Here is a 24,490-nt window from a genome sequence, read left to right on the forward strand (position 1 = left end):
ATCACCCGCCCAAAAAAATATGCCTAGATAAGTTCTGCCTTGTAACCTATCTGAGCCATCGCGGGGACAATTTTTTCTGCATTTCCCACGATCACGATGTTGCAATCCTTCGGCGAAACCACGCTGGTAAATGCAGTGTTAGCAGCTGCTGGATTCACCTCTTGGATGAGCGAGTCGAACCGCGAAATATAGTCGGTTTCTAAGCCAGCTGCTATCAGAGCGCCTACCTGAGAAGCGATCGCGCCGGATGTGTTGTAGACCATGGGCGAGATTCCCAAGATGTAGTTTTTCGCGTCTTCTACTTCTTGTTCAGTCAGCGGGTTGGCTTCGATGCTCAGTTGTTTGAGCGTTTGGTCGATCGCGTCGGCAGTCACCTCAGTTCTAAAGCTAGAGGAAAAGTTGTACATTCCTCTGTCACCGACTGGAGCTGCGGACAGCCTTGCGCCGTAAGTGTAGCCGAGGTCTTCTCTTAAAAGACTGTTCAGGCGCGAGCCAAAGGAACCGCCTACGGCCAGACAAGCCACTGAGAACGCGGGCCAGCGCTTGTCGTCTCGGCCGATTCCCATTGCGCCAATTTGGACGTTCGCCTGCACGGCTTCGGGCCTATCTACCACCCAAATGAACGGACCGTCTGCACGTTCCTCGATTTTTTCAGGAGTCAGGGGACCGAGAGTTTTCTTTTGCCAGACAGAAAATGCTTTTTCAGCCACTTCCAACAGGTCGTCTGGCAATTCACCCGCTATGACCAGCGTCGAACCTGTAGGGGACCAGAGACCTTGGAAATCAACCACGTCATCGACGCTAATTCGATTTAACTGTTCCGCATCGCCTAGATTCGGTCGGCTCATCCTCATCTTTTCGGCTAAAAACGCCGAAGTGAACGTCTTTGAGCACAAATAACTCGGGTTAGAGTTCAGCTGGTCGATGTTGGCGAGTTGAAGTTTCCTCTGCCTTTCTACCTCTTGCGCAGCAGTTTCAGGAGCGCCCACTACCTCCGCGAAGAGGCCGAGCGCGGCTTCGAGACGGCTAGCGGCGAAATCAGCCTGGAAGAAGGTGGCGAAATGCCCAGGCTTAGAGCTCAAACTCATGCCTTGATCCTCGACCGCTTCGGCGAATGAGATACCGGGGTGCTGATTCGTTCCAGATAGAGCCACGTTCTGGGATAAAGCAGAAACTCCTTCTTTCCCGGTGGGCTCGGCGGATAAGGGAACAGGAACTACGAGCCTGCAGGAGATTATGTATTGTCCTGGCAGGTTAAAGCCCAACACCCGTATTCCGTTGCTAAGAGATTCATCAATGCACGGTTTGGGGAAAGAGTATGGAGTAGGTTTTGCCAATTCTGGGCGGGCGATAGGCATATTAGTCCTGCCTTTCGTAGTGAAGCTCAGCTACATTTTCTGGCGATAGCCATTTGGCCGCCGCGTCAGATATCTGTTCAGGAGTTATAGACAGAAGCTTCGGTAGCTGAGTATTGACGTGTTCTGGATCACCGTAAATCGTGGCGGCTTCGCCTAATTCGTCTGCCTTGCCCGAGACGGTACCCAATAGCGCTAGGGCACTATGTTCCAGGTTTGCCATGACCCGGGATAGTTCTTTTTCGGTTGGCCCATTTTCAATTATTTCGGAAACGTCGTTGAGCATCTTTTCTGCCAACGAGTCAGTATTGATTCCAAGAGGAGCTCCCGCGCTGATCATCGCCATAGAGGTGCCACGCACTAAATCAAAATCTGCTCCGCTAACGTATTCGGCAATTTGCTCATCACGCACCAACTTGCGTACGAGCCTTGAGGATTCTCCGGAGGCCAACACGTCCAGCGCCAGCTGCACGGCGGGCGCGTCTTCGTGAGTGCAAGCTGGGGTTCGCCAAGTCAAGATGACTGCGTCTCTAGGGACGTCGCGGCTTACTCTTTGCACGGGGTGCCCAGAATGCTTATCTAGGCGCTTAGGACGAGTTTGGCTGGGCACACTCCCGGCCTCGAGATGGCCGAAGTATTTTTCTACTAACTCGAAGCCCTCCTCAGGTTTAACCGGGCCAGCGATCGAAAGTACTAGTCCATCCGGCCGATACCAGAGATCAAAGAATGCCTGCACGTCGTCCAGGCTGGCCGCGTCGAGATCATCCATGGAGCCAATCGTCGGATGACCGTATGGATGTGCTGCAGGGAAATTTAGCTCTAACAAAAGCCGGAGCATGTCGCCGTAAGGAACATTGTCGTAGCGCTGGCGCTTTTCTTCCTTAACGACTTCGCGTTGGTTATCCAGGTTTTCCTGGTTCACCTTTAGACTCGACAGCCGATCGGATTCTAGCCAAAGAGCTAGCTCCAATGCCGTGGGAGGAACGGTCTCGAAATAGTTTGTTCGATCGAAGCTCGTCGTTGCGTTGCACTCTCCGCCGATGGCCTGAATTTGGGTCAAGTGCTCACCAGAAGAAACCTGCTGTGAGCCTTGGAACATGAGATGCTCGAATAGATGAGCAAAGCCTGTAGCACCTGGTTTTTCTTCACCCGAACCCACTCGATACCAAAGGTTTACGGCGGTAGAAGCCGCATTCGGATCGGGGCTTACTTGAACTTTTAGACCATTAGAGAGCGTATGGGTGTGTACCGGAACGCTCAGGCGCGAATCTCCCATGCCGGCCATGTTACTTGATTGGCAGCCGAGCCTATCAAAGTGCCATTTTGCGGAGAATCAATGTTGTCCTCTACATCTGCGACAATGACCGTGACGTTATCTCTTGTTTTAGATAGCGCCTTATCCATTAGCTCATCGACGCAATCTTGTGGTGCATTTTTAGCTCTAACCGCGTTGAGTATTTCACTGTATGTCAGATAGCTGCTCAACCCGTCCGTGGCAATTAGCCAGCGGTCACCAACTTTGCAGCTGATCGGAGCGATAGCTGCCAAAGAGGCGTCCTGAGGGGCTCCACTGATGGAATGCAGGAGCATGTTACGCATCGGGTGGGTTGAGATCTCTTCTTCGGTGAGCATGCCTTGCTCGATGAGCATCTGCACCCAGGTGTCGTCTCTTGTTATCTGCTCTAAACGCTCGCCTCGAAGCCGGTAGATCCTAGAGTCCCCGATGTGGACCGCGAATAGGGCTGTTCCGTTGTAGAAGAGGCCAGAAAACGTTGTGGCCATTCCTCGGTAATCTGGATTCTTGAATGCTATTTCTGAGAGCTCACGGTTTGCCTTCGTCAAGGCCGCACGAAGGGTGCGCATATTTATTTTCTCTAATGCATTTGTGTACTCAGCCATCAGGGAGCAGATCGTCGAAGAAGCGACGTCTCCGGCGCTGCAGCCGCCAACTCCGTCAGCGATGAACGCACTTTTTGAACTGAAAAATCCAGAATCTTGGTTATCACGCCTGACAGGGCCAATCTCAGAGCGCCCGAAACTATGCAGTTGGAGCGCTTTAGGATCGACTTGATTCACGAGCAAGAGGTTATCTTAGTTAGTCTTATATAGCGCAATGGACGTCTCAACCTAAGGTTTAGACGTCCATTGCGCTTAATTGATTTTAGGCGTCGACGAGGTGATCACCTGCGTTATCGAACACCCTAGTTGTCCCGTCGGAGTGCTTAGCCGCAATGACGATTTTGTCTTGACCAGAGTCCTTATAGATAAGTAGCTGCACCGGGCCACCAGCTGCCTCTGCCTCGGAGCCGTAAACCTTCGCGATAGCCTCTGCAGAGAGGTCAGAAGCCGAGAACTCGGGTCGTTTCTTATCCGAATCGACTTTCTTCAGGGAGAAGGCGCTTGTGGTGCCTACCGAGTAGCCGATGGAGAATTCGTTGGCGTATTCAACGTAAATTCCCTGCTTTCCTTCTTCTATCTGACCGATTCGTATACCGGTGAGGGGCTTATCAGTCAACGCGCTGAACTGCTGAATCAGGCCTGCAAATTGGGTGTGATCGTAAAAGTCTGTACTCTTCGAGAGGTTCAAGTCGCCGATTTTTAGCTGATCATCGCTCAGCCCGCAGGTGCCCAAATAAATATCTTGAGAGATCGCCTCATGAGCATAGACACGAAGGTCTGGCTGAGCGCAGTTGTTTTTTGCGTCCGTGGCGAACGTAGCCAAATCGCTCGCATAATCCTGAAGCGATTTACTAAGGCTTTTGGATCCGCTAGCAGCCAGGTCTTCAGAAGCGGTCTTTACACGCTGGTTTTCGTCGATCTCAGCGGTATAGCTTTTGTCGGGGCCAGAGTAATTCGTAGACAGTTTATTGGAGCTCAACTGCACCTGCCATATGCTTGAGCCTTCTGCTACCTGGGGGGTGATCTGCTCGGCTAAGAAGACAGCGGTTTCGGAAGAATAAGCGTCCGAAGAAGGAGCCTTAGGCGAGCTAGAGCAGCCGGTTAACAAGGCGCCAGAAACGCACAGAGCCAGAAGCGAAAGTTTTTTTGAATTCTTGCTCATATTTTTAAAACCCTATCCGAAGCGTTACGTAAGACAGCGCTGCCAGAGCGATCACTAGCACGATAATTCCCGGCCAAGCCGTCTTTTTGCCAGATTTCATCTCGTAAAAAATCAATGCCGAGGCAAGTGCGCCACATATCAAACCGCCTAGATGTGCTTGCCAAGCGATTCCCGGCGAGATTAACGTAATAACCAGGTTAACCCCGAGTAAGGTCCAGATGCTGGTCATAGGCAGTTTCATGGCTCGATAAATCACTGCGTAAGTTCCGAACAAGCCGAAGATGGCGCCGGAAGCGCCTACTGCGAAACTCATCGGGCTCGCAAGAAGCAAGAAACAGACGGAACCGCCCAATGCCGAGACGAGATAGAGAGCTAAAAACTTTGCTCTGCCGAGCAGCGGTTCTAGATTCTTTCCCATTACCCACAGCGTAAGCATGTTACATGCGATGTGAGCCAGGCCACCATGTGCGAATGCGGAGGTGAGCAAACGCCAAGGCTGTCCTGCCGAAAGCGCTCTGTTGAGTGCGATGTCGCCAGTGAAGGATGGAACGACCAGCTGGAGCAACCACACCACGAAACAAATCGAGATGATTGCAGTGGTCACAACAGGACGTGACTGTGTCGGGACATTACTGCTGGCTTGTCTCCAGAACCGTTCGTTTGTTTCCTGACGATCGCGCTGGTTGTGATAATTGCTGCGCTGGACCTCTTCGTCGTAATGAGGGTTATACGACTGCCCGGATGAGCCTCCTTGACTAGGCGGAAGGAAATCAGGCCAGGAATCACTTTGGTGGTTAGTCACAACTTCCACATTACCTAAGGTGTCTAAGCGCTACATGTGATGATGCTGTGAATAACCGGTGCTCAAGTCGGTTATCTGAAGCGAAATGATTCCATTGGAATCGATTCGGTAGAGCTCTTCGATCGTGTCCATCTCACCGATTCGCTCTATGTCTGCCTCGGATGAGTCTTTGCCCTGCAGACTGGCGTCGTACGGGAACGTCACGGTCGCGAACGGCATGATGTCGCCGATGGGCTGCCAATCGCGCAGCTTGCTGTATTCGACGAACCGGAATTTTCCGATGTTGTGAATGGGTCGGTAGGTCCTGCGTTTTTCTAATCCATTGGCTCCCAAAACTTCGTCCCTGCTGAAAATCGGGTCGAAGGTGACTTCCGTGCCCTCTTTACCCTCACGGAAAACCCCGAAACCTCTTGAGACTCGGTCGCGCAGGGCAAAACCGCTATCTGGGTCGGCAGCAATTGCAAGTCCTATCGCTGTCGATGCGCTGGGGTAGGGAGAGCGCTGAACGCGTCGTCCGAATTTATTTCTCAGGAGCCTCGGAACAATGGGCAGTGAGCTGGCACCGCCGACGAGGTATATGCCCGCTAAGTCATCTAGGTTTTCCAGTAGTGGGGCCATAGCTTCCAGTGTTCGCCCGACAAGGCCAGTTACCGCATCGTAGAAATCTTGAACGGCGATGATTACTGTTTCACCGGCAACGTCAATCGCGATTCGCCTGGATTGAGGCGCCAAGCCTTCCTTAGCGATCTGGGTGTCGGCGATCAACTCGCTTCGCTGGTGTTCGTCGAGTTCTGGATTGCCCGCAGCCTGCAAGGCTAGGTCTGCTAGGACCTCGTCAAAATCATCGCCGCCAATGTTGTTGATGCCGACTGTGTCCATCACGTTGTGGCTCAGATCTTCAACATCGATGCGGGAGGCGTCGAATGTGCCGCCCCCAAGATCGTAAACGACGACACGGTTGCGCCTGGATGTGATCGTTTTTGGTTTTCTGTGCGTGTATTCGAAACCTGCTGCTGAAGGCTCGTTGAGTAACACGCTGACTGGCAAACCGGCTGTTTTGAACGCTTCGAGGGTCAAAAAACGCTGTGTGCTGCCTGCATGCGCAGGGACGGCCGCCACCACATTTTCGATTGGGTCGGTTTCCAACTGATCTGCGATAGAGGAATCAGTATGGAGCGCCTCGACCAGGCCCTTAAGAAAGGTAGTAAACAACTCTAGGAGGGGGTATTTTCTACCGGCGAATTCGATCTCGTCTTGAGTGGTCAGGTTCTCATCTGCGAAGTGTCGCTTCAAAGACCGAAGAACGGGTGCGCCCGATTGGGCAAGGTCCATTGCCTCGAAACCTGTCACTAGTTCACCGTCGTTAAAAGCTATTACCGACGGAAAAAACTCGTGAACATCTCCGCTGGTGTCGCAAAAGATAACCACGGGATAGTTTCCGCGGTCGGCGTATACGACGACTGTTCGAGTCGTACCTAGATCAATACCCACATGCATGCCTTAAACTTACCGGGGAAACACCGCCTTGTTGTGAAAGGGGCACGCGTGATTGCAAATCTTGATGGTCTAACTAAGCGAGAAGTTGCTGATCGCGTGGGAAAAGGGCTTTCAAATGACTTGCCGAGCAACAGTGGTAAAAGCGTCGGGGACATTCTTAGAAGCAACATTTTCACTCGCATTAATGCGATCCTCGGTGTGCTTTTAGTGATTGTCGCCCTGACTGGCTCATGGATGAACTGCGCATTCGGTTTACTCATCATCGCCAACTCGATCATCGGCATAATCCAAGAACTGCGCGCTAAAAAGACTCTGGACAAGCTTGCGGTTGTAGCTGACACGAAACCAATGGTTAGGCGAGCAGAGGCAACCCGGAGGATAGATAAGACAGCCGTCGTGGTCGACGACATAATCGAAGTCGGTCCCGGAGATCAGATCGTTGTCGACGGAGTACTCGTAGAATCAGAAAACCTGAACATCGACGAATCTCTGCTGACTGGGGAGTCCGAGCCTGAATCTAAAGCACTCGGTGACGAAGTACTTTCTGGTAGCTACGTCATATCCGGTTCTGGAGCTTACAGAGCCACAAAAGTTGGTAGCGCGTCCTATGCGGCTCAGATTACCGAACAGGCCGCTAAATTCTCGTTGGCTCATTCAGAATTACAGGCCGGAATCAACAAAATTCTTAGGGTGATCACCTGGATCCTAATCCCGGTGGGCATCGCGACGATCGCTGTCCAGCTGACCCAGACCACCAGTGGCTGGCGATCCGCTGTTCTTCGAATGGCCGGAGCCATCGTTCCCATGGTTCCGGAAGGTCTGGTGCTCATAACAGCGACCGCCTTCGCCCTGGGAATCATTCGGTTGGGGAAGAGAAACTGCCTGGTTCAGGAACTACCAGCCATCGAAGGTCTAGCGCGAGTGGACGTCCTTTGTGCAGACAAGACTGGCACTCTAACTGACAACAAGATGAGCCTGCGAAGCATCGAGACTCTAGGCAACTTCGATGAGTTGCTCGTAAACGATGTATTGGCGACTATGGCTGAGGCGGATCCTTACCCGAACTCATCTATGCAGGCGATCAAGAATGCGGTTGGTATCCCATCTGATCAGCTTGAAGTCGTCAGCAGGATTCCGTTCAGTTCCGTAAACAAGTTCTCTGGAATCGAACTTTCAAGCGGCGAAAGCTGGATACTTGGTGCCCCAGACGTTCTTGCTGATGGGCCAGCAGAGATCCGCGCTGAGGAGTTGGAGAAAACTGGCTTGAGGGTGTTGCTGCTCGGGATGGGGTCTCCAGCACGGTGTGAACCGGCCGCGCTCGTCGTGCTTAGCCAAACGATTAGGTCTGACGCGCAAGAGACCCTCGACTACTTCGCCGATCAGGGTGTGGAGGTAAAAGTGATCTCCGGTGATAACGCCAGGGCAGTAGGTGCGGTCACCAATGAGCTGGGAATAGATGAGGAAAATCCGCTAGATCTGGCGGAAGTCAAAGACGATGATTTGGTCGAAGCAGCCACCTCCCACAGGGTTTTTGGCCGTGTTAAGCCTCAGCAGAAGCGCATGCTAGTCAAAGCTCTCCAAAAAGCGGGGCACACCGTTGCAATGACAGGTGACGGAGTTAACGATATCCTCGCGCTAAAAGATTCGGACCTCGGCATTGCCATGGGCTCGGGTGCGCCGGCAACGCGTTCCGCCGCAAAGATAGTTCTTCTTGACGACAAATTTTCGACTCTTCCACACGTCGTCGGCGAGGGGAGAAGGGTACTAGGAAATATTGAGAGAGTGGCGAAGCTCTTCCTCACAAAGACCGTATACTCGGCGATTTTGGCGCTCTTAGTGGTTATCTGGCGGCTACCGTTTCCGTTCCAGCCGATTCACATCACCATCACAGGCTGGTTCACTATCGGAATTCCGGCCTTCTTGCTTTCGCTTGCGCCTAATAACGACCGAGCTCGGCCTGGTTTCGTAAAACGCGTTCTTGCGTTCGGGCTGCCAGCCGGCTGCATTGTGGGAGCGGCCACATTCGTCACTTATCTGTTGGGGCGTCACTTTTTCCCGCAGCAGGCGAATCAACTGACTATTTCGACTGGTGCGCTTGTGTGCCTCATTTTCTCCGCCACCTGGCTACTCGCGGTTGTAGCTCGTCCCTATAACTGGTGGCGAATCTGTCTTATCCTTGCCGCCTATTTCGCTTACGGCGCAATTTTTGCTCTTCGAGTTCTGCATTCATTGTTCAAGCTCGACACGAGCAATATTCAGATGATTATTCTTGGAACGGTTGTCGGGGCTATCGGTGCCGGGTTGATAGAGGTCACCTGGAGGCTTCTTCAAAGATTCAGAGAGCGACAGCCGGCTTAGTAAATTTTTCTTCTCTCTTTTCTCTAGGCAGTGATTATTCATAGGGTATTCACAGTTTTGAATTTTTCGGGATAGTATCAAACTGTGACCATGGTGGTCATTCGTTTAATAGACGTTTTTTAGTAGGAGGCGTCATGGAAGAGTTCTTTAAGGGCGTTGAGAGCCCTGGCATGATCGATTGGTCGGTTATGCCGACATATAACACGATTATGGCGGTGGCAGCAGGTGCTGCGCTGATTGCTTTGGCGATGATGCTGGGGGACCTGAGGAAGTCGCTGGAGGGCAAGCCGTTTAAGGCTGATGGCTACTCGATGGCGTTCGGTGCTCTCGGGCTGATTCTGTTGACCACTGGTTTCCACATGACCACTACCTGGCCACTAGCAGCTGGCGGCTTCCCGTATGACAACATCATCTTCGGTGAGACCTGCCTCGGTTTCGGTGCGTTGTTGATTTTCGCTTGTTTTTACCTTTGGAAGCGTCGCAGTGACCTTCTGGAGTCTGAGGACGCTTACTCAGATCTGTTGAGCACCGCTAAGCCGCTTTCTATCTTCGCAGGTGGCTTGGGCTTGGGCCTTTGGGGCTGCTCCCTGGCCGGCGTCATGTATAGGCTGTTCACCGCACCGCCTCAGGAACCAATCTCCGGTTTCTTCGCTACCTGGCCCTGGTTTGAGGCAATCTTCATGTCGGCCTTCTTCTTCGTCATCGGCCTGGCTTGCTTGTTGTTCCCGTTCGGCGTTTTCCGCGCCTCGAATGAGGCCAACAGCGAGGCTAAGGGCGGCGGCCTAATGGCTCTCGTGATGCGTTTCTGGATGGTTTGTGGAATTCTGATCGGCCTGTTCGGCTGCCTGAACTTCTACACGCACATCGGACTCATCATGAACACGATGTAGCATTTTGTAACTTCAAAAATGTGGGGGCTTTAGCTCCCACATTTTTTATGTCAGGACGGAGTAGAGAGTCCCCGTCGAGACGCCCAGAAGCAGCAACGCGAAGATTCTGGTGAGTATATTTTCCTTGACCTTTCGAGACGCCGGAGCCCCAATCAGCCCGCCCACCATTGATGCCAGGGCGAAGGCGATGATGATCGGCCATTCCATGGTGAAATCTGCCCCGATACGCGAGATCAAACCTGTTGCAGATGAGATAACCATGACCAGAAGAGAGGTGCCTGAAGCGTCCCTGATGTTGAAGCCGAGCGCTAGGATCAGCATGGGAACGACGACGAACCCTCCGCCCACACCGAAGAAACCGGTCAACAGCCCTGTCAGGCTTGCGCACGCGATGAGAGCCAAAACGCTCTTTTTAGCTTTGCCTTTCAACGAATCGTCTGCCGGCTTCTTGTTTTTGAAAGTGCTGCGGAAAAGGATGATTCCGACCACGGCTAGGAGAATCCCCAGCGCTAGCATAAGAAGATTCGCGCTGACAAGTAACGAAAGCCTGGAACCGAAAAAGGTTGCGACGGTAGATAGGGCTCCAAAGGTGATGCCCTCTTTCCATCGCACCTGATTGTCCATGGACCTGGGAATTAGCGATATCAGCGAGGTGGTTCCCACGATGATCAAAGAACCAACTGATGCCTCATGCGGAGGTTGCCCCAGCAGGAAAACAAGCGCGGGTATCGAGAGGATTCCGCCGCCAGCGCCCAGGGCACCAACGACCAGGCCGATGACCAGGCCGATAACGAGTGCAAAGACGATAGACATCTACAGAATCTCTCGCACTTTCTGCGCGAGGAAGTCGGCGACCGCGCTGTGTCCTTCAGGAGTCAGGTGAATGCCGTCTACATTGTTGGTTGGGAATCGTTCATCGTCGCAGACGCTCGCGAAATGTGTGTTGGTGTATTGCGCGGTCCACATCAGCACCTCGGAAAGCTCAACATTCTTTCCGGTCATGTCCTGAACGGAATTCGTCGACCAAGGCCAATACGGGTCGCTCTCCATCTCGACTCGTTTGCCCTCGACAGGAGCGACTAGGAGAATCTCGGGCTCGCCGCTTCGGCCACATTCACTGTTTTGGATCAGCTTTACCGCTCGTTGAGCAGCTCTTCCAACCTCTCCGGGGCTCATGCTGAAGCGATCTTTCAGGTCGTTGGTGCCCAGCATGAAGATCACAAGGTCGATTGGCCTATGCGATTCGAGGCATGCAGGTAGATATGAGATACCGGACATCCTGCCGGTCACCGGATCGTCATTGACGATCGTCCTGCCCGAGAGGCCTTCCTCAATGACGAAGTAGTCGTCGCCGAGCAGCTTTTGAAGCCTTCCGGTCCAGCGCACGTCTCGGGGGAACCTGGCTCCCTCGTTCTCACCGTCGTAGCCAAAGGTGTTTGAATCTCCGAAGCACAGGATGTTTTTCATGGGATCCAGGCTACCGTTGTGTGTGCAACATCGGTTATTCGGCGGTTGCCTTTGCATACAGCGAGAAGAGGTGAGCAACGATTGCCGTCTCGTCACCGTCGAAGTCGACTCCGTAGGCCGCCTCGACGGCACGATCCAGGCGTTTGTGGGCAGAAGTCAGCTCTGGATATAGCCAGTCGTTGTCGGGATCGTAAAGGTCGGCAAGCGTGGCGGGTGCGTTTTTTTCCCGAGCTTCCAGCACGGAGGCCGCTTCGGACTCTATTTCACTTCGCTGCTCTGGCGTTGGGGAGGGCCAGACGAACGTGTTGTAGACGGTTGTGTTGCCGTATCTATAACGCATCTCGAGTCTTCCCGCGACAGTTCGCATCCAGGCGTTGTGGAACTGAGAACTAATAACGCCGAAAAAATAGATCTCGCCTGTCGGTATGAAATAGAGCTGATTTCCAGGGATCATGCCGTTGTCGACAAAGCCGATAGGAACGTACTCTCGGCGTTCTGAAGAAACTACAGGGAAGCCGATGTAGGTTTCATCCCTGAACTTCCCGCATGGCCTTAGCAGGTGTGGTCGATCAGCAAGCTTGAACGCGTCGCCTGTTGGTGTCTGCTGTAGACGCCACTCACGACAGGCGTCAACGTGCTTGCGAACCTCAGGAACCTTCTGCAATTCAGCGCCTGTTATCTCGGGTAGCCACAAACAGTATCGGTCGACCCCTTTAATGAATTCGGCGCCCATCGAGAATGGTCTGACCCATTTTTCTGCCTCAGGTTCTTTCGCCAGCAGCTCGTCTTTCTGCTCGGAAGTGAGGAGCAGATTTTGGCCGTCTGCCGGTTTAAATCCCTGGGCCATAGCCGGAACGTCAGATAAAGGTTTTGTTTGTTTATCCACGAACACATCAGGCGCCTCTGCCAGATATCCGTTGATGTGGCTCACCTGGCGACGAATCTCCTTCTCGCCCTTGGGGTAGGCGAACAGGTATTTAGGAGTCACGTCGTCGTAGGAGAAGCCGATGATTACCACGTGCACGTGCGCCTGATCTTCGGCCTCGTTTCCCCACACAAAACTGCGGTGGGCGAAGTTGAAGCGGATTCCCTGATCGAATAGCGGCCGCCAAAGAGGGGTTACCTGTTGGCCCTGGCAGATGCTGTTCGTGGACACCAGTGCGGCGCGGATGTGAGTGCCTTGCATGTAATCGGCGGCCTTCTTGTACCAGCAGGCCACGTAGTCGAGCACGCCACCGCCCTTGCCGAACAGCTCGGCGCGATCCTTTTTCTGCTCGGGCGAGTGATTCGAATAACCGATAAACGGTGGGTTCCCGATTATGTAATTGCACTCTTTGGCGGGCAGAATATCGGCCCAATCGACCCGTAGCGCGTTTGCGCGAGTCACTCGGGCGTTGTCTTTGAGCGGTAGATCCTCGATGTCTTGGGTCACCACCACCTGGGCCTCCGCATTTGCTTGAAGCTCGGCGATCCACAGCGCGGTGTTCGAAACCTGAACCGCGAAATCATTTATCTCGATGCCGTGGAATTGACTCAGCGAAACCTTCAGCGGCGAATGGCTCTCATCGAAGACCATCGAGGTCTGGCCGTGGCTCAATTCGCTTAGAACCTTGGTCTCGAGCCTGCGCAGAGAGATGTAAGTCTCCGAAAGAAAATTTCCGGATCCACATGCTGGATCGCACAAAGGTCTGCTTTGGATACAATATCCGTGGTGTCGATGTTGGCGGATTGAAGCGTGTTTCCGCTTGTCAGCGCGCGAAAGTAGACCTGTAGGGCCAGGTGTATCGCGCGCCTCCTGCCTGTAATCTGTTTGAGCTCTCCTGTAAACGAGACGGTACCTTGGCGCCTTTGAACCTCTTGGACGCATCACCGTAGAGAGTCGCGTAAAGGTGCCCGAGTCGCTAAAAGGTAATGCTTATCGGGGATCTGACTGGATATTTAGCTGTTTTAGAGCGTGTATGTAACTGAGCAATTATCAGTCCAAGTAGGTGGTGGTACACGAATTGAAGCAGCAGATTTCAGCGCAAGGGCGTCGCATGGATTACTCGATAACGAATTTTTACCTCGACAATCTTGCTGTCGTAGGAGCTATCAGCTGTGATGAGCTTCGGGCGGCTCAAGATTTTATTTCTGCCGAGCTTAAGGTATTCAACGCAGTCCGGAAAATTGCTGGTTTCGGCAAGCCAGTCTCTTTTGGCAGGCAGCTTTCCGGGCGAATCGAATGTGAAGATTGCGGCGCTAACTACGGTCACAAGACCTGGCATTCTGGTACGCCGAACCGGGCAGACGTGTGGGAGTGCGCAACAAACCATAAGAAACGCGGCAGTTGCGTTACTCCACATATTTATCAGGAGATACTGCAGCGCAAGCTGGTCGAAAGCCAGCAGATTCTCGCAGAGCGGCATCCAGATTTACGCAAAAGAGTAGTGGAGGTTCTGCGTGAAATTGGGTGTGCCGCCACGTCTCAGTTCTTGCATGCCCGTATGCGTAGTTTTGAGCGTAGCGGTGATGCGGTGTTGTTCTTTCCTGATTTTCTTGAAATTCTCGAAGGCGGGATGGTGCTTACTAGTAACCAGCTCGGCCTGGTTTTCATCACTGGGGAGGCCGTCACTCTCGACCTCCCGCAGCGATGGACTCCTGTGCTATATGCAGATGGTTTAGCGGCTACAAGGCATTAGTGACCGGCTGGCTAAAAGCCTTGAGATCTTCCCAAGAATCCGCCCTGGCGTTGTCTTGTTCGTAGGCGATTAGGTATCCCCACTTTTGGTCCGCGTAAGCGTCCTCTGCTACCAGGCGGCGAACTAAAGCTTCTGCTGCTTTGCGTTTGGCCTGCACCTGGGCATCATCGCGGCCCAGCTCGGACTTGCCTTCGATTATCCAGTGCACGCCGTTGGTGTCTAGCGCGACGAAGTCCGGGAAATAACGGTCCTTGGAGTTGTAATAGACGAAGGCCCCATCTAGTGGGTGTAGCCGTTGCCACCACACGATTCCTGGTGAAGTGTTCAACAATCGTGCTAATACGTATTCGCCGGTGTAGGAGTCGAAAGATTCCTCAGCGAAAAGGGACTTAAAGCAGCTGCTGTATAACCGCCCGCGCACGAACTACTGCTCACGCGTATCGATCTGGTCCACTGGGACGCTCATTTTTATACAAAGTGGGCGTTCTGTTTTTGTGTTGTGGGACGTGGTGTTTTGGCTGTCAGCAAAGATTCTGAGTTTTTGCTCGCTTGTCTATATGCATCTGTTGGGGTTGCTGAAGCGCCGCGCTTAGGGCTGGTTTCAGCTCACAGGCGCGCGATTGGGCAGAGCCGATAATAAGTATTACTGGCGCTAATAGGTGTGCTGTACCGACATTACGGTCGCACATCCTGTTCACGATGAATACCAGAAATCTGTTCGGAGGGAGTCCACCATCAAGCGCTGATACCCGCTGTGCCTGGCGATTTCGTGCCTGAATAGGTGGTTGGAGTGCTGGACTACCATGCTGTCACGAAAGTGACTCCTCGAAGTACTGGATGGACGCCGTAATGATTATTTCTGATCGGTGTTGTGCTCCCCTTTGTCTTCATGTTCATCGTTCGTTTACCCGTCCCAAGCCTCCATCGCCGAGCCTCATACTCCGCGATGACGCCGCACAGTAGGCTGTTTGTGTGTATGGAAAAATGTCGCCGCTGGCAAAGGCCCTTCTAAACGAACTCAGAGACATCCGGCTAGGTCAGGGTAAAACTCCCGAGCAAGTTGAGTCTGACCTGATTATCGGACCAGGGTGGATTGAGGAAATTGAAACGGGAGTTGTCGAGCCGCTCCTCGACGATTTTCTCTACTTAGCGCACAGTTTCGGCAAAGAACTATCTGGGATCTATCCGAAAGGGCACCAATTTAGCGCAGACGCGTTTCCGACTGGGCTATCGCGCACTATGCGCGCAATAGAAGTTGACGGAGCGTTAGAGATTCATTTTAAGTATTCTCAGTATGATGCCACCTATATTTTGCCCGGGGCGACACTTTCGGAGTACGAGGAAGTTATAAGGAAACTGAGAGACGGGTTGGCCCTACTGGATGCAGAAGATGCTCAGACTCATCGCCAGATTAAGGCGAATGCTGTGACTGCTGCCTTCCTCAGGGGCGTCAGTCTATGGCCCGATGCCAACCCATCCGATATTTGGTGGTTCATAATTTATCGAGCCTATTGTGAACCGTTTAACCACCCTGCAGCGTTCTCAAGACTCTCATTTGACCAGTCATGGAAGCGAACTGGCGGTTGGGCACTGGAGAAGATACTTGTACAGCATTACCAGAACGCTCTTAAGCAGCACGACGTCAATATTGAGATCGTTGAGGGGCAAAGGAAACGTGACCTTTTAGACAGTCTAAATATTCCTGAGAGACTTGAGTCAGATAAGGTGGATGTTTACCTTACAGATGATCGTGGGAAGTGCTTCGGAATTGTCAATGTCAAGGCCAGCTTCGCTGAACGGCGAACAGACGATGTTCCCATGAGCCAGGCCCTGATTCGAGCTGGATACTACTCGGCGCTTTGGACCATGGACTGCAAATCCACGCCTAGTAAGACACCCGTTAATCGAGGTGAGCTTGGTGCTGTCGAAGGAAAAAGAAGCGCAAAACGTGTCGATATCGAAGACGACGGGCTTTTCTCAGCTTGCTTCTCCTATAATCGCAACACAGCTGCTACACCTGAAGACCGGGATGCCAAAGCGCGCGTGATAGTCTGCAATTTCCAGGATCCGAATGATGCCTTCTTAGAAAATGTGGTCGCAGCTAAAGACGCGTTTAAGAATCGCACTTCTAACTAAAAAGCGACGGGCGGCTGAGAGCTTTATTCAACCTTTCATTCGAGGCTTCAACTTGCTGAGGGTCTATCTCAAATCCGATGTAACTACAACCCAATTCAACGGCAGCGAGTCCGGTTGTGCCGCTGCCCGAAAATGGGTCCAGCACCACGACATCCTCGCCCTTTCTTCCTAGTGCATCAATGCACCTGCGCGGCAATTCTGTTGGAAATCGAGAGTAGTGAGCAACGCCATCAATTTTCTCGTTTGCAATCTCCCAAACGCTCTTTACTGGAGGTGAGGTTCGGAATGAATGCTTCTCTGATTTTGCGAATAGATATATTGACTCGTGCCCCCTGTGCGGCCGCCTTGCACGTCCCTCGGGCATCGGATTACGTTTTTTCCAAATCACCTCCCCTCGAAATACCCATCCATCATCAGACATAGCCGTAACCAGCCTGTAAGGAAGTGCCAGTAAATTTCCGTACGACAACCACGGGGATGATTTGTCAATGAAGGCTTTTCGCTTAGCTCTCGGTTTTGTGTATGCAGAATTGCTCGCATTTAACCCCTTCTTTTCTGCCCCCAGAGAGGAATATTCATAGTCTTCTCGGCGCCAATTCACAGGGGTGTTGTAAGCGTCACCAATGTTAATCCAAATGATTCCATCATCTTTGATTTTAGGCAGGACTGAACGGAATATTTTCCTGAGTGTCATCAAATAGTCTCGTGGGTCAGTCTCCACTCCCATCCCTTCGGATGTGCGCTGTCCCCAATAAGGCGGGGAGGTCACAAGCACATCAATCGAGGCGTCAGGGAGCTGTTCGATGAGAGTTTGACAGTCACCTTCGGCGACAGAGTTTATTTGAAATGGACCGATATTAGACGACATATAGTTTCTTTCTAAGTTTAAATCAAGGTGGAGACCAGGGACGTATTAGAGATTGCAATAGCTGGGTGCTAAAGTCCAGTCACAGATTGTTCGAATTATGCCTGGGGTGCTTAGTGCATCGTTGGATGGTTCGTTGAAGGTGCGGATGAGGTATTCGTAGAGGTCGCCCATTTCGGCGTTGCTGACGGTATCTGGGTGAAGATCGATGTTGGCGAAACGCTCTACCACGAGATAGAGGATTTTCTTTTCGGCCATGGTGCTGATCTCGTCGGCTAGTTTTAATCGTTCGAAAACGTCCATGTTGTCGGAAAAATCATTGACATACTGTTTCAGGTTCGCCTCGAGCATTTCCGGATCGCCCAGCAACGTGCGTAGCGTCCAGGGGCTGGTGTTGTAGAACGGCAGCCCAGTGGAGCGCTGGACTTGGGCGGCCAACAACTCAGGTTTGGTGTTGAAGCGTGCTACCAGTGGTTCGATGGTGGTTTGATGGTCTGTTAGCACGCAGTTGAGCCTGCGGAGGATCATCATTGGCAGAATAACGTTGCTGTATTGGCTGGCCTTGGATGGCGCGCGGGGTATATCGGCGGTGCTCAAGATAAAAGATCCGAGCTGGCCCATGCGTCTTGTTCTTTCACTTCGGTAGCGGGCATGACTTCTGCGATGTCCCCGATCTGGCAGTCTAAGACCTGGCAGATTCGTAGCAGAGTATCGGTTTGAATGTTGGCTCCCTTACTGAGCTTTGCGATAGAGCCCGAGCTTATTCCTGTCTTGGCTTGAAGGTCTTGTTTGAGTAGTCCTTTGGTTTTGAGAAGGTCCCAGAGCTTGTCGTAGCTCATCCGTAACCGCAGCTTTGGCGGGGTTTCTATAGTGGCCACTGTTGGCTCCTTACCGTGTTGGCTAGGTCTCGCTGGTCTTCTGCTTCTTGCTGGATCTCTTCTTCTGGTGCTGTTGCTCCTTGCCGGTTCCATGCGAATCCGTAGAGCGCGTGCTCGTCTTCTCCTAGTTGGATAACGGTTGTTTGTTCGATATGAGCTTGGGTTCGTTCGGTGTAGGACTGGTCCTTGTCGAAAGCGATGAAGATTTGCTTGGTTGTGAAGGTTCGATACAGGTCAAGAATTCTTTCGACTAGGGCATCACTAATGTTTTTGATCAACGGTGAGTCATGGATTACTGCTGGTAGATCAGTCAGTTCCAGAATCACGAGATCGAACAGAATAAGGTTCTTATCTGAGGTTCCGGTGCCGTCATCAACTGGTGAGCCGTAGCGATATTTTTTGTTCTCATCGAAACGAATAGTCGGCGGGATTCGTCGCGTGTCATAAAGCTTGGAATCAAACTCGGCAAGTTGGGTATTTATTTCCTTTGCCATTTGATCCAACAGGGATGGGCGTTCGGAATCTAGGCGTTCTTTGGTTTTCTCTTTTTCTGCCCTGACCTCTTGGCTGGTTTCCCACGCGTCTACTTGTTGTTGGAATAGTTCAACACGTTGCGCGACCTCACCGATTTCTTTGTATTTTTCGGCTGATAGCTCTACCGGAATATTCTTGCGGCGCAGTTCTGACTCGATATGTCCGATAGCGGCGTCGAGACTATCGAGCTCATTTTGGAAGACTTGCTTTTGGGTTTCTAATTCCGCCTCGAGGATTTCGGCGAGTTTTTCGTGAAAAGCTTCTACTTGTTGGATGCGACGTACATCTGCTTCGGGGAAGAAACGCTGTAGTTGGTCAAGCTGAGCTTGCTTAGTAAGGACTTTGCTGTCTTGCTGCTCTTCGATACGCCTGATGCGGTTGCGTGTGATTCCTGCCTTAATTCGCAGGGAATGGCGCTGTTGGTAAAGATTCTCGACGTCCTTTTCTTGCTGATATTGAAGGTCAAGGAGTTGCTGATCAGACTCTCCATTGAGACCAGCGAGGGTCTGACGCTCCTTTTCGAGTCGCTTCTTTGCCTCGGTATATTCGGTTTTATTTCTCAAAGCCATGGTTCGGATCAAGCCATGCTCACGAACCGCATTCAACGCACGCAACTGTCTGTCTGCTTCCCGATACGGCTTTTCCAGAGCAATAATCTGCTCGTAAACACCGAAAAGTTTCTCCAGAACTGCGATACCTGCGCTTGATGGCTCGTCTAGGTCAACTCGCATGGGCTGGGTTACCAGCCCGGCAGCGTGTTCTTGAATCCGGAAAAACCGCCCCACAATGTCGTCGAAGGTCGCATCAATGCCACGAAGCCCGTATTTCTCTTTCAGGTCACTGCGAAACTCGTCAATGCTTATGCGCTCAGCCCGCCTTAGGCCCGCGACGTCTTGGTAAGTCTGAACATATCCTGGTTCGTCGGTTGCGCGTGAATATGTGCGGTCTTCACCGTCGAAACGGAAAGTGAAAAAGATCGAGTGATGACCGACTGCCCCGATAGCGGTTGAGGTGAGGAAATCGTCGACGCCGAATGCAAAAGCAACGATTGATAAAAGTGTGGACTTACCGATTGAGTTTTCCGCTCGTGTGCCGCCCCTCACCGTATTGAGACCGAGATGAAAATCGATAGGCGGTCGAACCTCACCAGCATTCATGAACTTGTCAGACCACAGTCGGACCAACATGAGCTATCACCTGCCTTTCATCATTGATCTCCACAGCGCCGAGCGCGTAGAGACACTCCATCGTGTCAAGGAACTCGTCAACCCCACCAAAGGATGCTTCCACGCCGTGATAAAGATCAAGGACAGGCATCGGTCCAGACTCAAGCAGCTGCAAGATGACGGGCAGGTTAGCGAGTGTGGATTCCTCGAAAGAAAACAATTTATTTGGAAGTCTCATCGGAATACCTGACAATTCTGCACAAAATAGCTGATCACAGCCTCACACGCCTCCACGCCACCGTGGGTTTTGTCTTCTAGCCACGAAACAAGATGACTAAAAATCTCTGCCTCAGTTGCTTGTGTCTGATCCATACAATCAAAAAGTTCAGCGACAGTTCGGCAGAAAGCATCGAAACCTCCTGGACGGATGAACTCATTGCTTTTCAGTACCGTGTCGATGTGATCGAAATAGACAGCAACGTATTGCAAAATCTTGGCTGCCAGCATGAAGTTTTCTTGTTGAGGCAGTTTAGTTTTGACCGTCAAGGGCTGTTTGATATCGATGTAAAGGTCAGCTTGATCTGCTTCTGGCAGCTTACGGATAACTTTGGCGATTGCTTCCTCTACGTTTCGCTTAGAAACAATATCGCTGATTTTATGTTCTCGTTGCTGTGTTTCCTTGATGCCCAAAGCTTCTGCGATGTCTTCTTGTGATGGTTCTGGGCCATATTTAGTTGCGCAGTCATGACAGCAGGCAAGAAGGTTCGCTGGGTTTGCTCCATCGCTTTGGGGGTTGATGACGATGATCTCGAAATCGGTGACGGGTTTTCCAGAAGAAGTGGCTAGCAACGGCTTCTTACATGACGTGAATGAGCAGCGCCCTTGAGCCTCACCCAACAAATAGTTCGCGTACTCGGTCTTTGCGAAAGCTTCACGGGCAAGACTGACTTTCTCTGACGCGATTTCTTGTGCATAGTCTTTTTCGCTGCTGGCGGCGATCAGCTCGGCAGCTTTATCGCCAATCCACTCCGCCAGATTCGTCCGGCCAATATTGGTATCGAACTTCTTCAACGCCCTAGCAAGACGATCTTTAACTCTCGGAGTAAGAGCACGTACCTTCTTCTCCAACCCAGTCGTGTCTAGATAATCGAGGATCTGGTCAGCATAATCCGGTTGTAATCCACTGGGCTTCTCGATGATGTAACGCATCGTTGCGTCACCGTATCGATCAACTGGGTAGTCCTTGCGTGTGTCTTCGAATTTGGCCTCGTACGGCAGATCTGTAATGAGTTCGACAAAAATGCGAGCTATATCGGCATTCGAAGAGCCGAGGCGCAGGTGTTCTCCGAGAATTTTGATGAAGTCGGCGATCTGTTCTGCCACAGACCCAAGAGCGGTATCTGCCGCTACTAGAAGTGATGTTGACAACAGAACCGCCCCCTTCTTTTGCCTTTCACAAGCTTTCACAAAGAATCACAAAATCGCTTCACAAGCCGGTTCCTAAGGTCAAACCATGAAGGACATCGACTAAGTAACCGCGTCGTTAGACCCAAGTCAAAGTCTACTCGATCTTCACGTTCGTAGAGATAGCGACTGCCCATATCTATTCAGACAAAGTCTCCGCAAATCGATGTTCAGCACCCGAATGAACTGAGTGCTGCAGCACCCGAATCATTCATCTGTCCAGGCGTTGAAGAAGGATCGCTACCGGATTCACCGCAAACTACGAGGGTCTGGCGTTGATCGGCCGGGCAAAAACTGAGCTCAGGTTTCCAATCGTTCTAAGTCGGAGCGATCTGCAGGAGCCGCTGGGGCGGGCATCCCATATGGGGTGTCCGCCCACAAGCATGCTCCCAGACCAGACCTCTAACTAGATAACGAATGGCAGTGGCCCCTGTGGGTCCTCCGCATTAAGCGAGAGGAACCACAGCGATGCGCGTGGTCGACAAACAAAGTCAGAACAAGCCAAACAACGACAAGACAAAAAAGCTCTGCTACGAATTCGTCGACGGTGAGCACGTCGAAGTCGAAATCGAGGCAGGTAGCCAGCTTGCCGAACTTATCGATGAATTAGACGCCTACTGGAAGAGAATAGATCGGGCTAATTCGCGCCGAGACCGCCACTCCTCGCTTTCGGAGTTTCCGTGGGCGGGGCCGCGTTTTACTAGCCCGGTTGATATCGAGGCTGAATACATCCTCAAAGAACAAGTATCCGAAGCACTTGATCGCTTATCTGAGCGCCAGCGCTTCCTGCTATGCGCGGTCGAGCTAGACGGGTATTCGTTTGCTGAGTTGGCGCGGGCTGAGGGCAAGGACGAATCAGCTATCCGGCATGCATATAACCGCGCTATCAAGCGAGCACGAAAGATTCTTGAGCCCGGTCGTCCGGAAACGGGTGCGCAGGTGGCTTATAGCGCAAGAGGACCAGTCGTGAAAGACAAGGAGTAAAAGCGTGAAACGAAAACTATGTTTACGCCATCGGATAGCCGCCTTTTTCGGCAAACCGAGTAAACGAATCAACGGAACCGGTGTGGTTAAGGCCAATCATGAGCCCAAAAGGGTGGATTTGGTTGATGACGATGATGACCTGATGACACTGGCCAAAGCCTTGTATCCGGAACGGTTCCAGACAAGGGGTGAGGCCAGATGAGTCGCCCAGAAAACATTCGCAAACTACGTGAAGCATCTGATGCTTATTTGCAGGCTTTGGAGACCCAAATTAAGGCTCATCTTGGTGCTGCTGAAGCGTTGGGTGGGATTTGTGATGCCACTAGTGGCCTGTTGGCTGCCCAGCTTGATTGGGCAGACCCAACCGAAGGCGACTACCCATGCGCGCAAGAAGATGCATCAACAGAATCTGATGCTGTCGAGCCTTTGTTGGTTGGGTTGGAGGATGCTCGCGGTCAGCTAGCTGAGCTGTCGCGTGCTGGCCTTACAAGCAAGATCAAGGAGCTGATTGCTGCTCACGGTAAGACCCGGCTTTCGGAGTTGAGTCTGGAGCAGGTTAATCAGGTGCTCGTGGCGGCTCGGGAGGCGGCTAATGGCGCCGGCTAGTCACGCCGTGTTGTCGGCCTCGAGTGCTCATCGTTGGCTTCGTTGCCCGCCGTCTGCTCTGGCGTGTGCCGGAAAACCCGACGTTGCTAGTGATGCGGCACTGCAGGGTACGGCTGCTCATGAGTTGGCGGAGTGGAAACTACGTCGCGCACTCCACCAGGACCCGAGCATCAGGCCGGTGTCGGATTGGCAAGACACCGAGATGGAAGAAGCCACCGACGACTACGTTTCCTTCATCCAGGAACAAGTCGCTAAAGCTCGAACTAGCGGTGGGCAGCCGTTGGTGCTGGTGGAGCAGCGGGTGGATTTCTCTCATCTGGTGCCAGAGGGTTTCGGGACCGCAGACTGCATTATCGTTGCAGACCGCGTGTTGAGCGTGGTTGATCTGAAATACGGTGTTGGCATTCTTGTTGAGGCCGAGAACAATCCGCAGTTGATGCTCTACGGGCTGGGTGCGTTACGCCTGTTCGATTCGCTCTATGACATTGAACAAGTAACACTCACGATTTTTCAGCCCAGGCGCGAGAGTGTCTCAACCTGGCAGCTATCGGTGGCTGAACTAAACGAGTGGGCTTCTGGCACGTTGCGGCCTCAAGCTGTGTTGGCTGCTGAAGGTGCCGGTGAGTACCGGGCGGGGGATTGGTGCCAGTTCTGCAAAATCGCTCCAACCTGTCGGGCCCGTGCCGAGGCAAACCTGGCGCTGGCCAGGCACGAGTTCGCCAAACCAGCAACCCTGGACAACACCGAGATAGCTGAGGTGTTGGCCAAGATCCCGGATCTGACCTGCTGGGCAGGTGACGTGCAGGACTATGCACTAGCACGTGCGCTGGCTGGTGAATCCTTTGAGGGTTTCAAGCTGGTGGAGGGTCGCTCGATACGCCGCTACACCAACGAGAAAGCTGTCGCTCAGGCTGCTAGTGATGCCGGTTTCACTGACATCTACAAGCGCTCCCTGTTGCCGATCACGGGCATGGAAAAACTCATGGGCAAACGAAAATTCGCTGAGACCATCGGCAAATACGTCACCAAACCTGCGGGAAAACCCACGCTGGTGCCCGCATCCGATAAACGCCCAGAACTCACACGTAGTTCTGCGGCCCACGATTTCAAGAAAAGTAACTAACAAACAGAAAGGTTGAAAAAGCTATGACAAAAACAATCAACAACCCAACCAAAGTCGTCACCGGCGAAGTTAGGTTGAGCTACGCGAATGTTTGGGAACCCAAGTCCATTAATGGCGGCCGCGAGAAATACTCTGTGTCCTTGCTTATCCCGAAAGATGACAAGTCCACGTTGGAGGCTATCGAGAAAGCCATTGACGCGGCCATCAAGGAAGGAGCCGGTAAGTTTGGTGGCAAGATCCCACCTAAGGCCGCGTTGAAGCTACCGCTGCGCGACGGGGATGTTGAGCGCGATGACGAGGCCTATGCCGGGCACTATTTCGTCAACGCCAACAGTATTAATAAGCCCCAGATTGTGGATGCCAATGTTGATCCGATCCTGGATCGCTCTGAGGTCTACTCGGGCTGCTACGCACGCGTGAGCATTAATTTCTACGCTTTCAACCATTCCGGTAACCGAGGCATCGCTTGCGGGTTAGGCAACCTGCAAAAAACTCGTGACGGTGAGTCTCTTGGTGGCAATGTTGCGGCGTCTGCCGAGTTCGACACTTGGAGTGGCGGAGACGATTTCCTCAACTAGCCAGTAGCTCGATAGCTAGGCGGGGCGTGGCATTTTTTCAGCTACGTC

General features: G+C 52.3%; 25 protein-coding genes. 9 read left to right on the forward strand and 16 right to left on the reverse strand.

Going from position 1 to position 24,490, the window contains the following annotated elements:
• Window positions 1-23: 23 nt before the first annotated feature.
• From HMPREF1255_RS02015 to HMPREF1255_RS02040, 6 genes are all read right to left on the reverse strand, one after another.
• Window positions 24-1,358 carry a pitrilysin family protein gene (locus tag HMPREF1255_RS02015; RefSeq protein WP_024110564.1) on the reverse strand — a complete coding sequence of 445 codons (1,335 nt, stop codon included), beginning with the start codon at window positions 1,356-1,358 and terminating at the stop codon, window positions 24-26.
• Between the two features lies 1 nt (window position 1,359).
• Window positions 1,360-2,631 carry a pitrilysin family protein gene (locus tag HMPREF1255_RS02020; protein WP_036916950.1) on the reverse strand — a complete coding sequence of 424 codons (1,272 nt, stop codon included), beginning with the start codon at window positions 2,629-2,631 and terminating at the stop codon, window positions 1,360-1,362.
• The gene (locus HMPREF1255_RS02025; protein ID WP_024110902.1) at window positions 2,613-3,431 is read right to left on the reverse strand and encodes a PP2C family serine/threonine-protein phosphatase; all 819 of its coding nucleotides are present in this window, start codon (window positions 3,429-3,431) and stop codon (window positions 2,613-2,615) included. The genes HMPREF1255_RS02020 and HMPREF1255_RS02025 overlap by 19 nt, the downstream gene beginning before the upstream one ends.
• 85 nt (window positions 3,432-3,516) lie before the next feature.
• The gene (locus tag HMPREF1255_RS02030) at window positions 3,517-4,416 is read right to left on the reverse strand and encodes a lipoprotein (protein WP_024110979.1); all 900 of its coding nucleotides are present in this window, start codon (window positions 4,414-4,416) and stop codon (window positions 3,517-3,519) included.
• A 4-nt stretch (window positions 4,417-4,420) separates the two neighbouring features.
• Window positions 4,421-5,218 (reverse strand): rhomboid family intramembrane serine protease, encoded by a 798-nt coding sequence (locus HMPREF1255_RS02035; RefSeq protein ID WP_024110528.1) that lies wholly within the window; start codon window positions 5,216-5,218, stop codon window positions 4,421-4,423.
• A 30-nt stretch (window positions 5,219-5,248) separates the two neighbouring features.
• Window positions 5,249-6,715, reverse strand: a complete 1,467-nt coding sequence (locus HMPREF1255_RS02040) for an Hsp70 family protein (protein WP_036916759.1) — start codon at window positions 6,713-6,715, stop codon at window positions 5,249-5,251.
• Between the two features lie 48 nt (window positions 6,716-6,763).
• Here HMPREF1255_RS02040 and HMPREF1255_RS02045 point away from each other — a divergent pair, with 48 nt between their 5' ends.
• Window positions 6,764-9,073, forward strand: a complete 2,310-nt coding sequence (locus tag HMPREF1255_RS02045; RefSeq protein WP_024110599.1) for an HAD-IC family P-type ATPase — start codon at window positions 6,764-6,766, stop codon at window positions 9,071-9,073.
• A gap of 134 nt (window positions 9,074-9,207) precedes the next feature.
• A complete protein-coding gene (locus HMPREF1255_RS02050) occupies window positions 9,208-9,963 on the forward strand; it encodes a DUF981 family protein (RefSeq protein WP_016456169.1) in 756 nt (251 codons plus the stop codon).
• 45 nt (window positions 9,964-10,008) lie between these two features.
• Here the strand turns inward: HMPREF1255_RS02050 and HMPREF1255_RS02055 are convergent, their stop codons facing one another.
• Genes HMPREF1255_RS02055 through HMPREF1255_RS02065 form a run of 3 tightly spaced genes read right to left on the reverse strand, consistent with a single transcriptional unit; the run spans window position 10,009 to window position 13,297 of the window.
• Window positions 10,009-10,776 (reverse strand): sulfite exporter TauE/SafE family protein, encoded by a 768-nt coding sequence (locus tag HMPREF1255_RS02055; RefSeq protein WP_024110619.1) that lies wholly within the window; start codon window positions 10,774-10,776, stop codon window positions 10,009-10,011.
• Window positions 10,777-11,430 carry a GDSL-type esterase/lipase family protein gene (locus HMPREF1255_RS02060; RefSeq protein ID WP_024110555.1) on the reverse strand — a complete coding sequence of 218 codons (654 nt, stop codon included), beginning with the start codon at window positions 11,428-11,430 and terminating at the stop codon, window positions 10,777-10,779.
• A 34-nt stretch (window positions 11,431-11,464) separates the two neighbouring features.
• The gene (locus tag HMPREF1255_RS02065) at window positions 11,465-13,297 is read right to left on the reverse strand and encodes a class I SAM-dependent DNA methyltransferase (protein ID WP_369793282.1); all 1,833 of its coding nucleotides are present in this window, start codon (window positions 13,295-13,297) and stop codon (window positions 11,465-11,467) included.
• A 124-nt stretch (window positions 13,298-13,421) separates the two neighbouring features.
• On the opposite strand from HMPREF1255_RS02065, the gene HMPREF1255_RS02070 reads away from it, so the two are divergent.
• Window positions 13,422-14,108 carry a zinc ribbon domain-containing protein gene (locus HMPREF1255_RS02070; RefSeq protein ID WP_051394961.1) on the forward strand — a complete coding sequence of 229 codons (687 nt, stop codon included), beginning with the start codon at window positions 13,422-13,424 and terminating at the stop codon, window positions 14,106-14,108.
• On the opposite strand, the gene HMPREF1255_RS02075 is transcribed toward HMPREF1255_RS02070, so the two are convergent.
• On the reverse strand, window positions 14,095-14,529 hold the full coding sequence (locus HMPREF1255_RS02075; protein ID WP_024110872.1) for a hypothetical protein: 435 nt from the start codon (window positions 14,527-14,529) through the stop codon (window positions 14,095-14,097). The two genes, HMPREF1255_RS02070 and HMPREF1255_RS02075, sit on opposite strands and share 14 nt — an antisense overlap.
• A 551-nt stretch (window positions 14,530-15,080) precedes the next feature.
• On the opposite strand from HMPREF1255_RS02075, the gene HMPREF1255_RS02080 reads away from it, so the two are divergent.
• Window positions 15,081-16,244 carry a BsaWI family type II restriction enzyme gene (locus HMPREF1255_RS02080; protein ID WP_024110779.1) on the forward strand — a complete coding sequence of 388 codons (1,164 nt, stop codon included), beginning with the start codon at window positions 15,081-15,083 and terminating at the stop codon, window positions 16,242-16,244.
• Here the strand turns inward: HMPREF1255_RS02080 and HMPREF1255_RS09330 are convergent.
• Genes HMPREF1255_RS09330 through HMPREF1255_RS02105 form a run of 6 tightly spaced genes read right to left on the reverse strand, consistent with a single transcriptional unit; the run spans window position 16,237 to window position 21,070 of the window.
• Entirely contained in the window at window positions 16,237-17,112 is an 876-nt protein-coding gene (locus tag HMPREF1255_RS09330; RefSeq protein ID WP_024110757.1) for a site-specific DNA-methyltransferase, read from the reverse strand. The genes HMPREF1255_RS02080 and HMPREF1255_RS09330 overlap by 8 nt on opposite strands.
• Window positions 17,113-17,157: 45 nt before the next feature.
• Window positions 17,158-17,706 (reverse strand): type I restriction-modification system subunit M N-terminal domain-containing protein, encoded by a 549-nt coding sequence (locus HMPREF1255_RS02085; RefSeq protein ID WP_197016956.1) that lies wholly within the window; start codon window positions 17,704-17,706, stop codon window positions 17,158-17,160.
• Window positions 17,703-17,987, reverse strand: coding sequence for a helix-turn-helix transcriptional regulator (locus tag HMPREF1255_RS02090; RefSeq protein WP_231477441.1), 285 nt, complete (start codon window positions 17,985-17,987; stop codon window positions 17,703-17,705). The genes HMPREF1255_RS02085 and HMPREF1255_RS02090 overlap by 4 nt, the downstream gene beginning before the upstream one ends.
• The gene (locus HMPREF1255_RS02095) at window positions 17,975-19,708 is read right to left on the reverse strand and encodes a DUF2326 domain-containing protein (RefSeq protein WP_024110806.1); all 1,734 of its coding nucleotides are present in this window, start codon (window positions 19,706-19,708) and stop codon (window positions 17,975-17,977) included. The genes HMPREF1255_RS02090 and HMPREF1255_RS02095 overlap by 13 nt, the downstream gene beginning before the upstream one ends.
• Window positions 19,686-19,925 (reverse strand): ABC-three component system middle component 7, encoded by a 240-nt coding sequence (locus HMPREF1255_RS02100; RefSeq protein ID WP_024110975.1) that lies wholly within the window; start codon window positions 19,923-19,925, stop codon window positions 19,686-19,688. Before HMPREF1255_RS02100 ends, HMPREF1255_RS02095 begins: the two co-directional genes overlap by 23 nt.
• Window positions 19,922-21,070, reverse strand: coding sequence for an ABC-three component system protein (locus tag HMPREF1255_RS02105; RefSeq protein ID WP_036916773.1), 1,149 nt, complete (start codon window positions 21,068-21,070; stop codon window positions 19,922-19,924). The genes HMPREF1255_RS02100 and HMPREF1255_RS02105 overlap by 4 nt, the downstream gene beginning before the upstream one ends.
• Before the next feature lie 549 nt (window positions 21,071-21,619).
• Here HMPREF1255_RS02105 and HMPREF1255_RS02110 point away from each other — a divergent pair.
• From HMPREF1255_RS02110 to HMPREF1255_RS02125, 5 genes are read left to right on the forward strand one after another with little or no spacing between them, the layout of a single operon-like run.
• Window positions 21,620-22,135, forward strand: a complete 516-nt coding sequence (locus tag HMPREF1255_RS02110) for an RNA polymerase sigma factor (RefSeq protein WP_024110603.1) — start codon at window positions 21,620-21,622, stop codon at window positions 22,133-22,135.
• Between the two features lie 4 nt (window positions 22,136-22,139).
• Window positions 22,140-22,337 (forward strand): hypothetical protein, encoded by a 198-nt coding sequence (locus HMPREF1255_RS09745; protein WP_024110561.1) that lies wholly within the window; start codon window positions 22,140-22,142, stop codon window positions 22,335-22,337.
• Window positions 22,334-22,741, forward strand: coding sequence for a hypothetical protein (locus HMPREF1255_RS09750; protein WP_024110726.1), 408 nt, complete (start codon window positions 22,334-22,336; stop codon window positions 22,739-22,741). Before HMPREF1255_RS09745 ends, HMPREF1255_RS09750 begins: the two co-directional genes overlap by 4 nt.
• On the forward strand, window positions 22,728-23,864 hold the full coding sequence (locus HMPREF1255_RS02120; protein ID WP_024110856.1) for a DUF2800 domain-containing protein: 1,137 nt from the start codon (window positions 22,728-22,730) through the stop codon (window positions 23,862-23,864). Before HMPREF1255_RS09750 ends, HMPREF1255_RS02120 begins: the two co-directional genes overlap by 14 nt.
• A 23-nt stretch (window positions 23,865-23,887) precedes the next feature.
• The gene (locus HMPREF1255_RS02125) at window positions 23,888-24,442 is read left to right on the forward strand and encodes a DUF2815 family protein (protein WP_024110605.1); all 555 of its coding nucleotides are present in this window, start codon (window positions 23,888-23,890) and stop codon (window positions 24,440-24,442) included.
• The last annotated feature ends 48 nt before the right edge of the window (window positions 24,443-24,490 follow it).

Origin of the sequence: Propionimicrobium sp. BV2F7 (assembly GCF_000510445.1) — a bacterium.
Classification (GTDB): Bacteria; Actinomycetota; Actinomycetes; order Propionibacteriales; family Propionibacteriaceae; genus Propionimicrobium; species Propionimicrobium lymphophilum.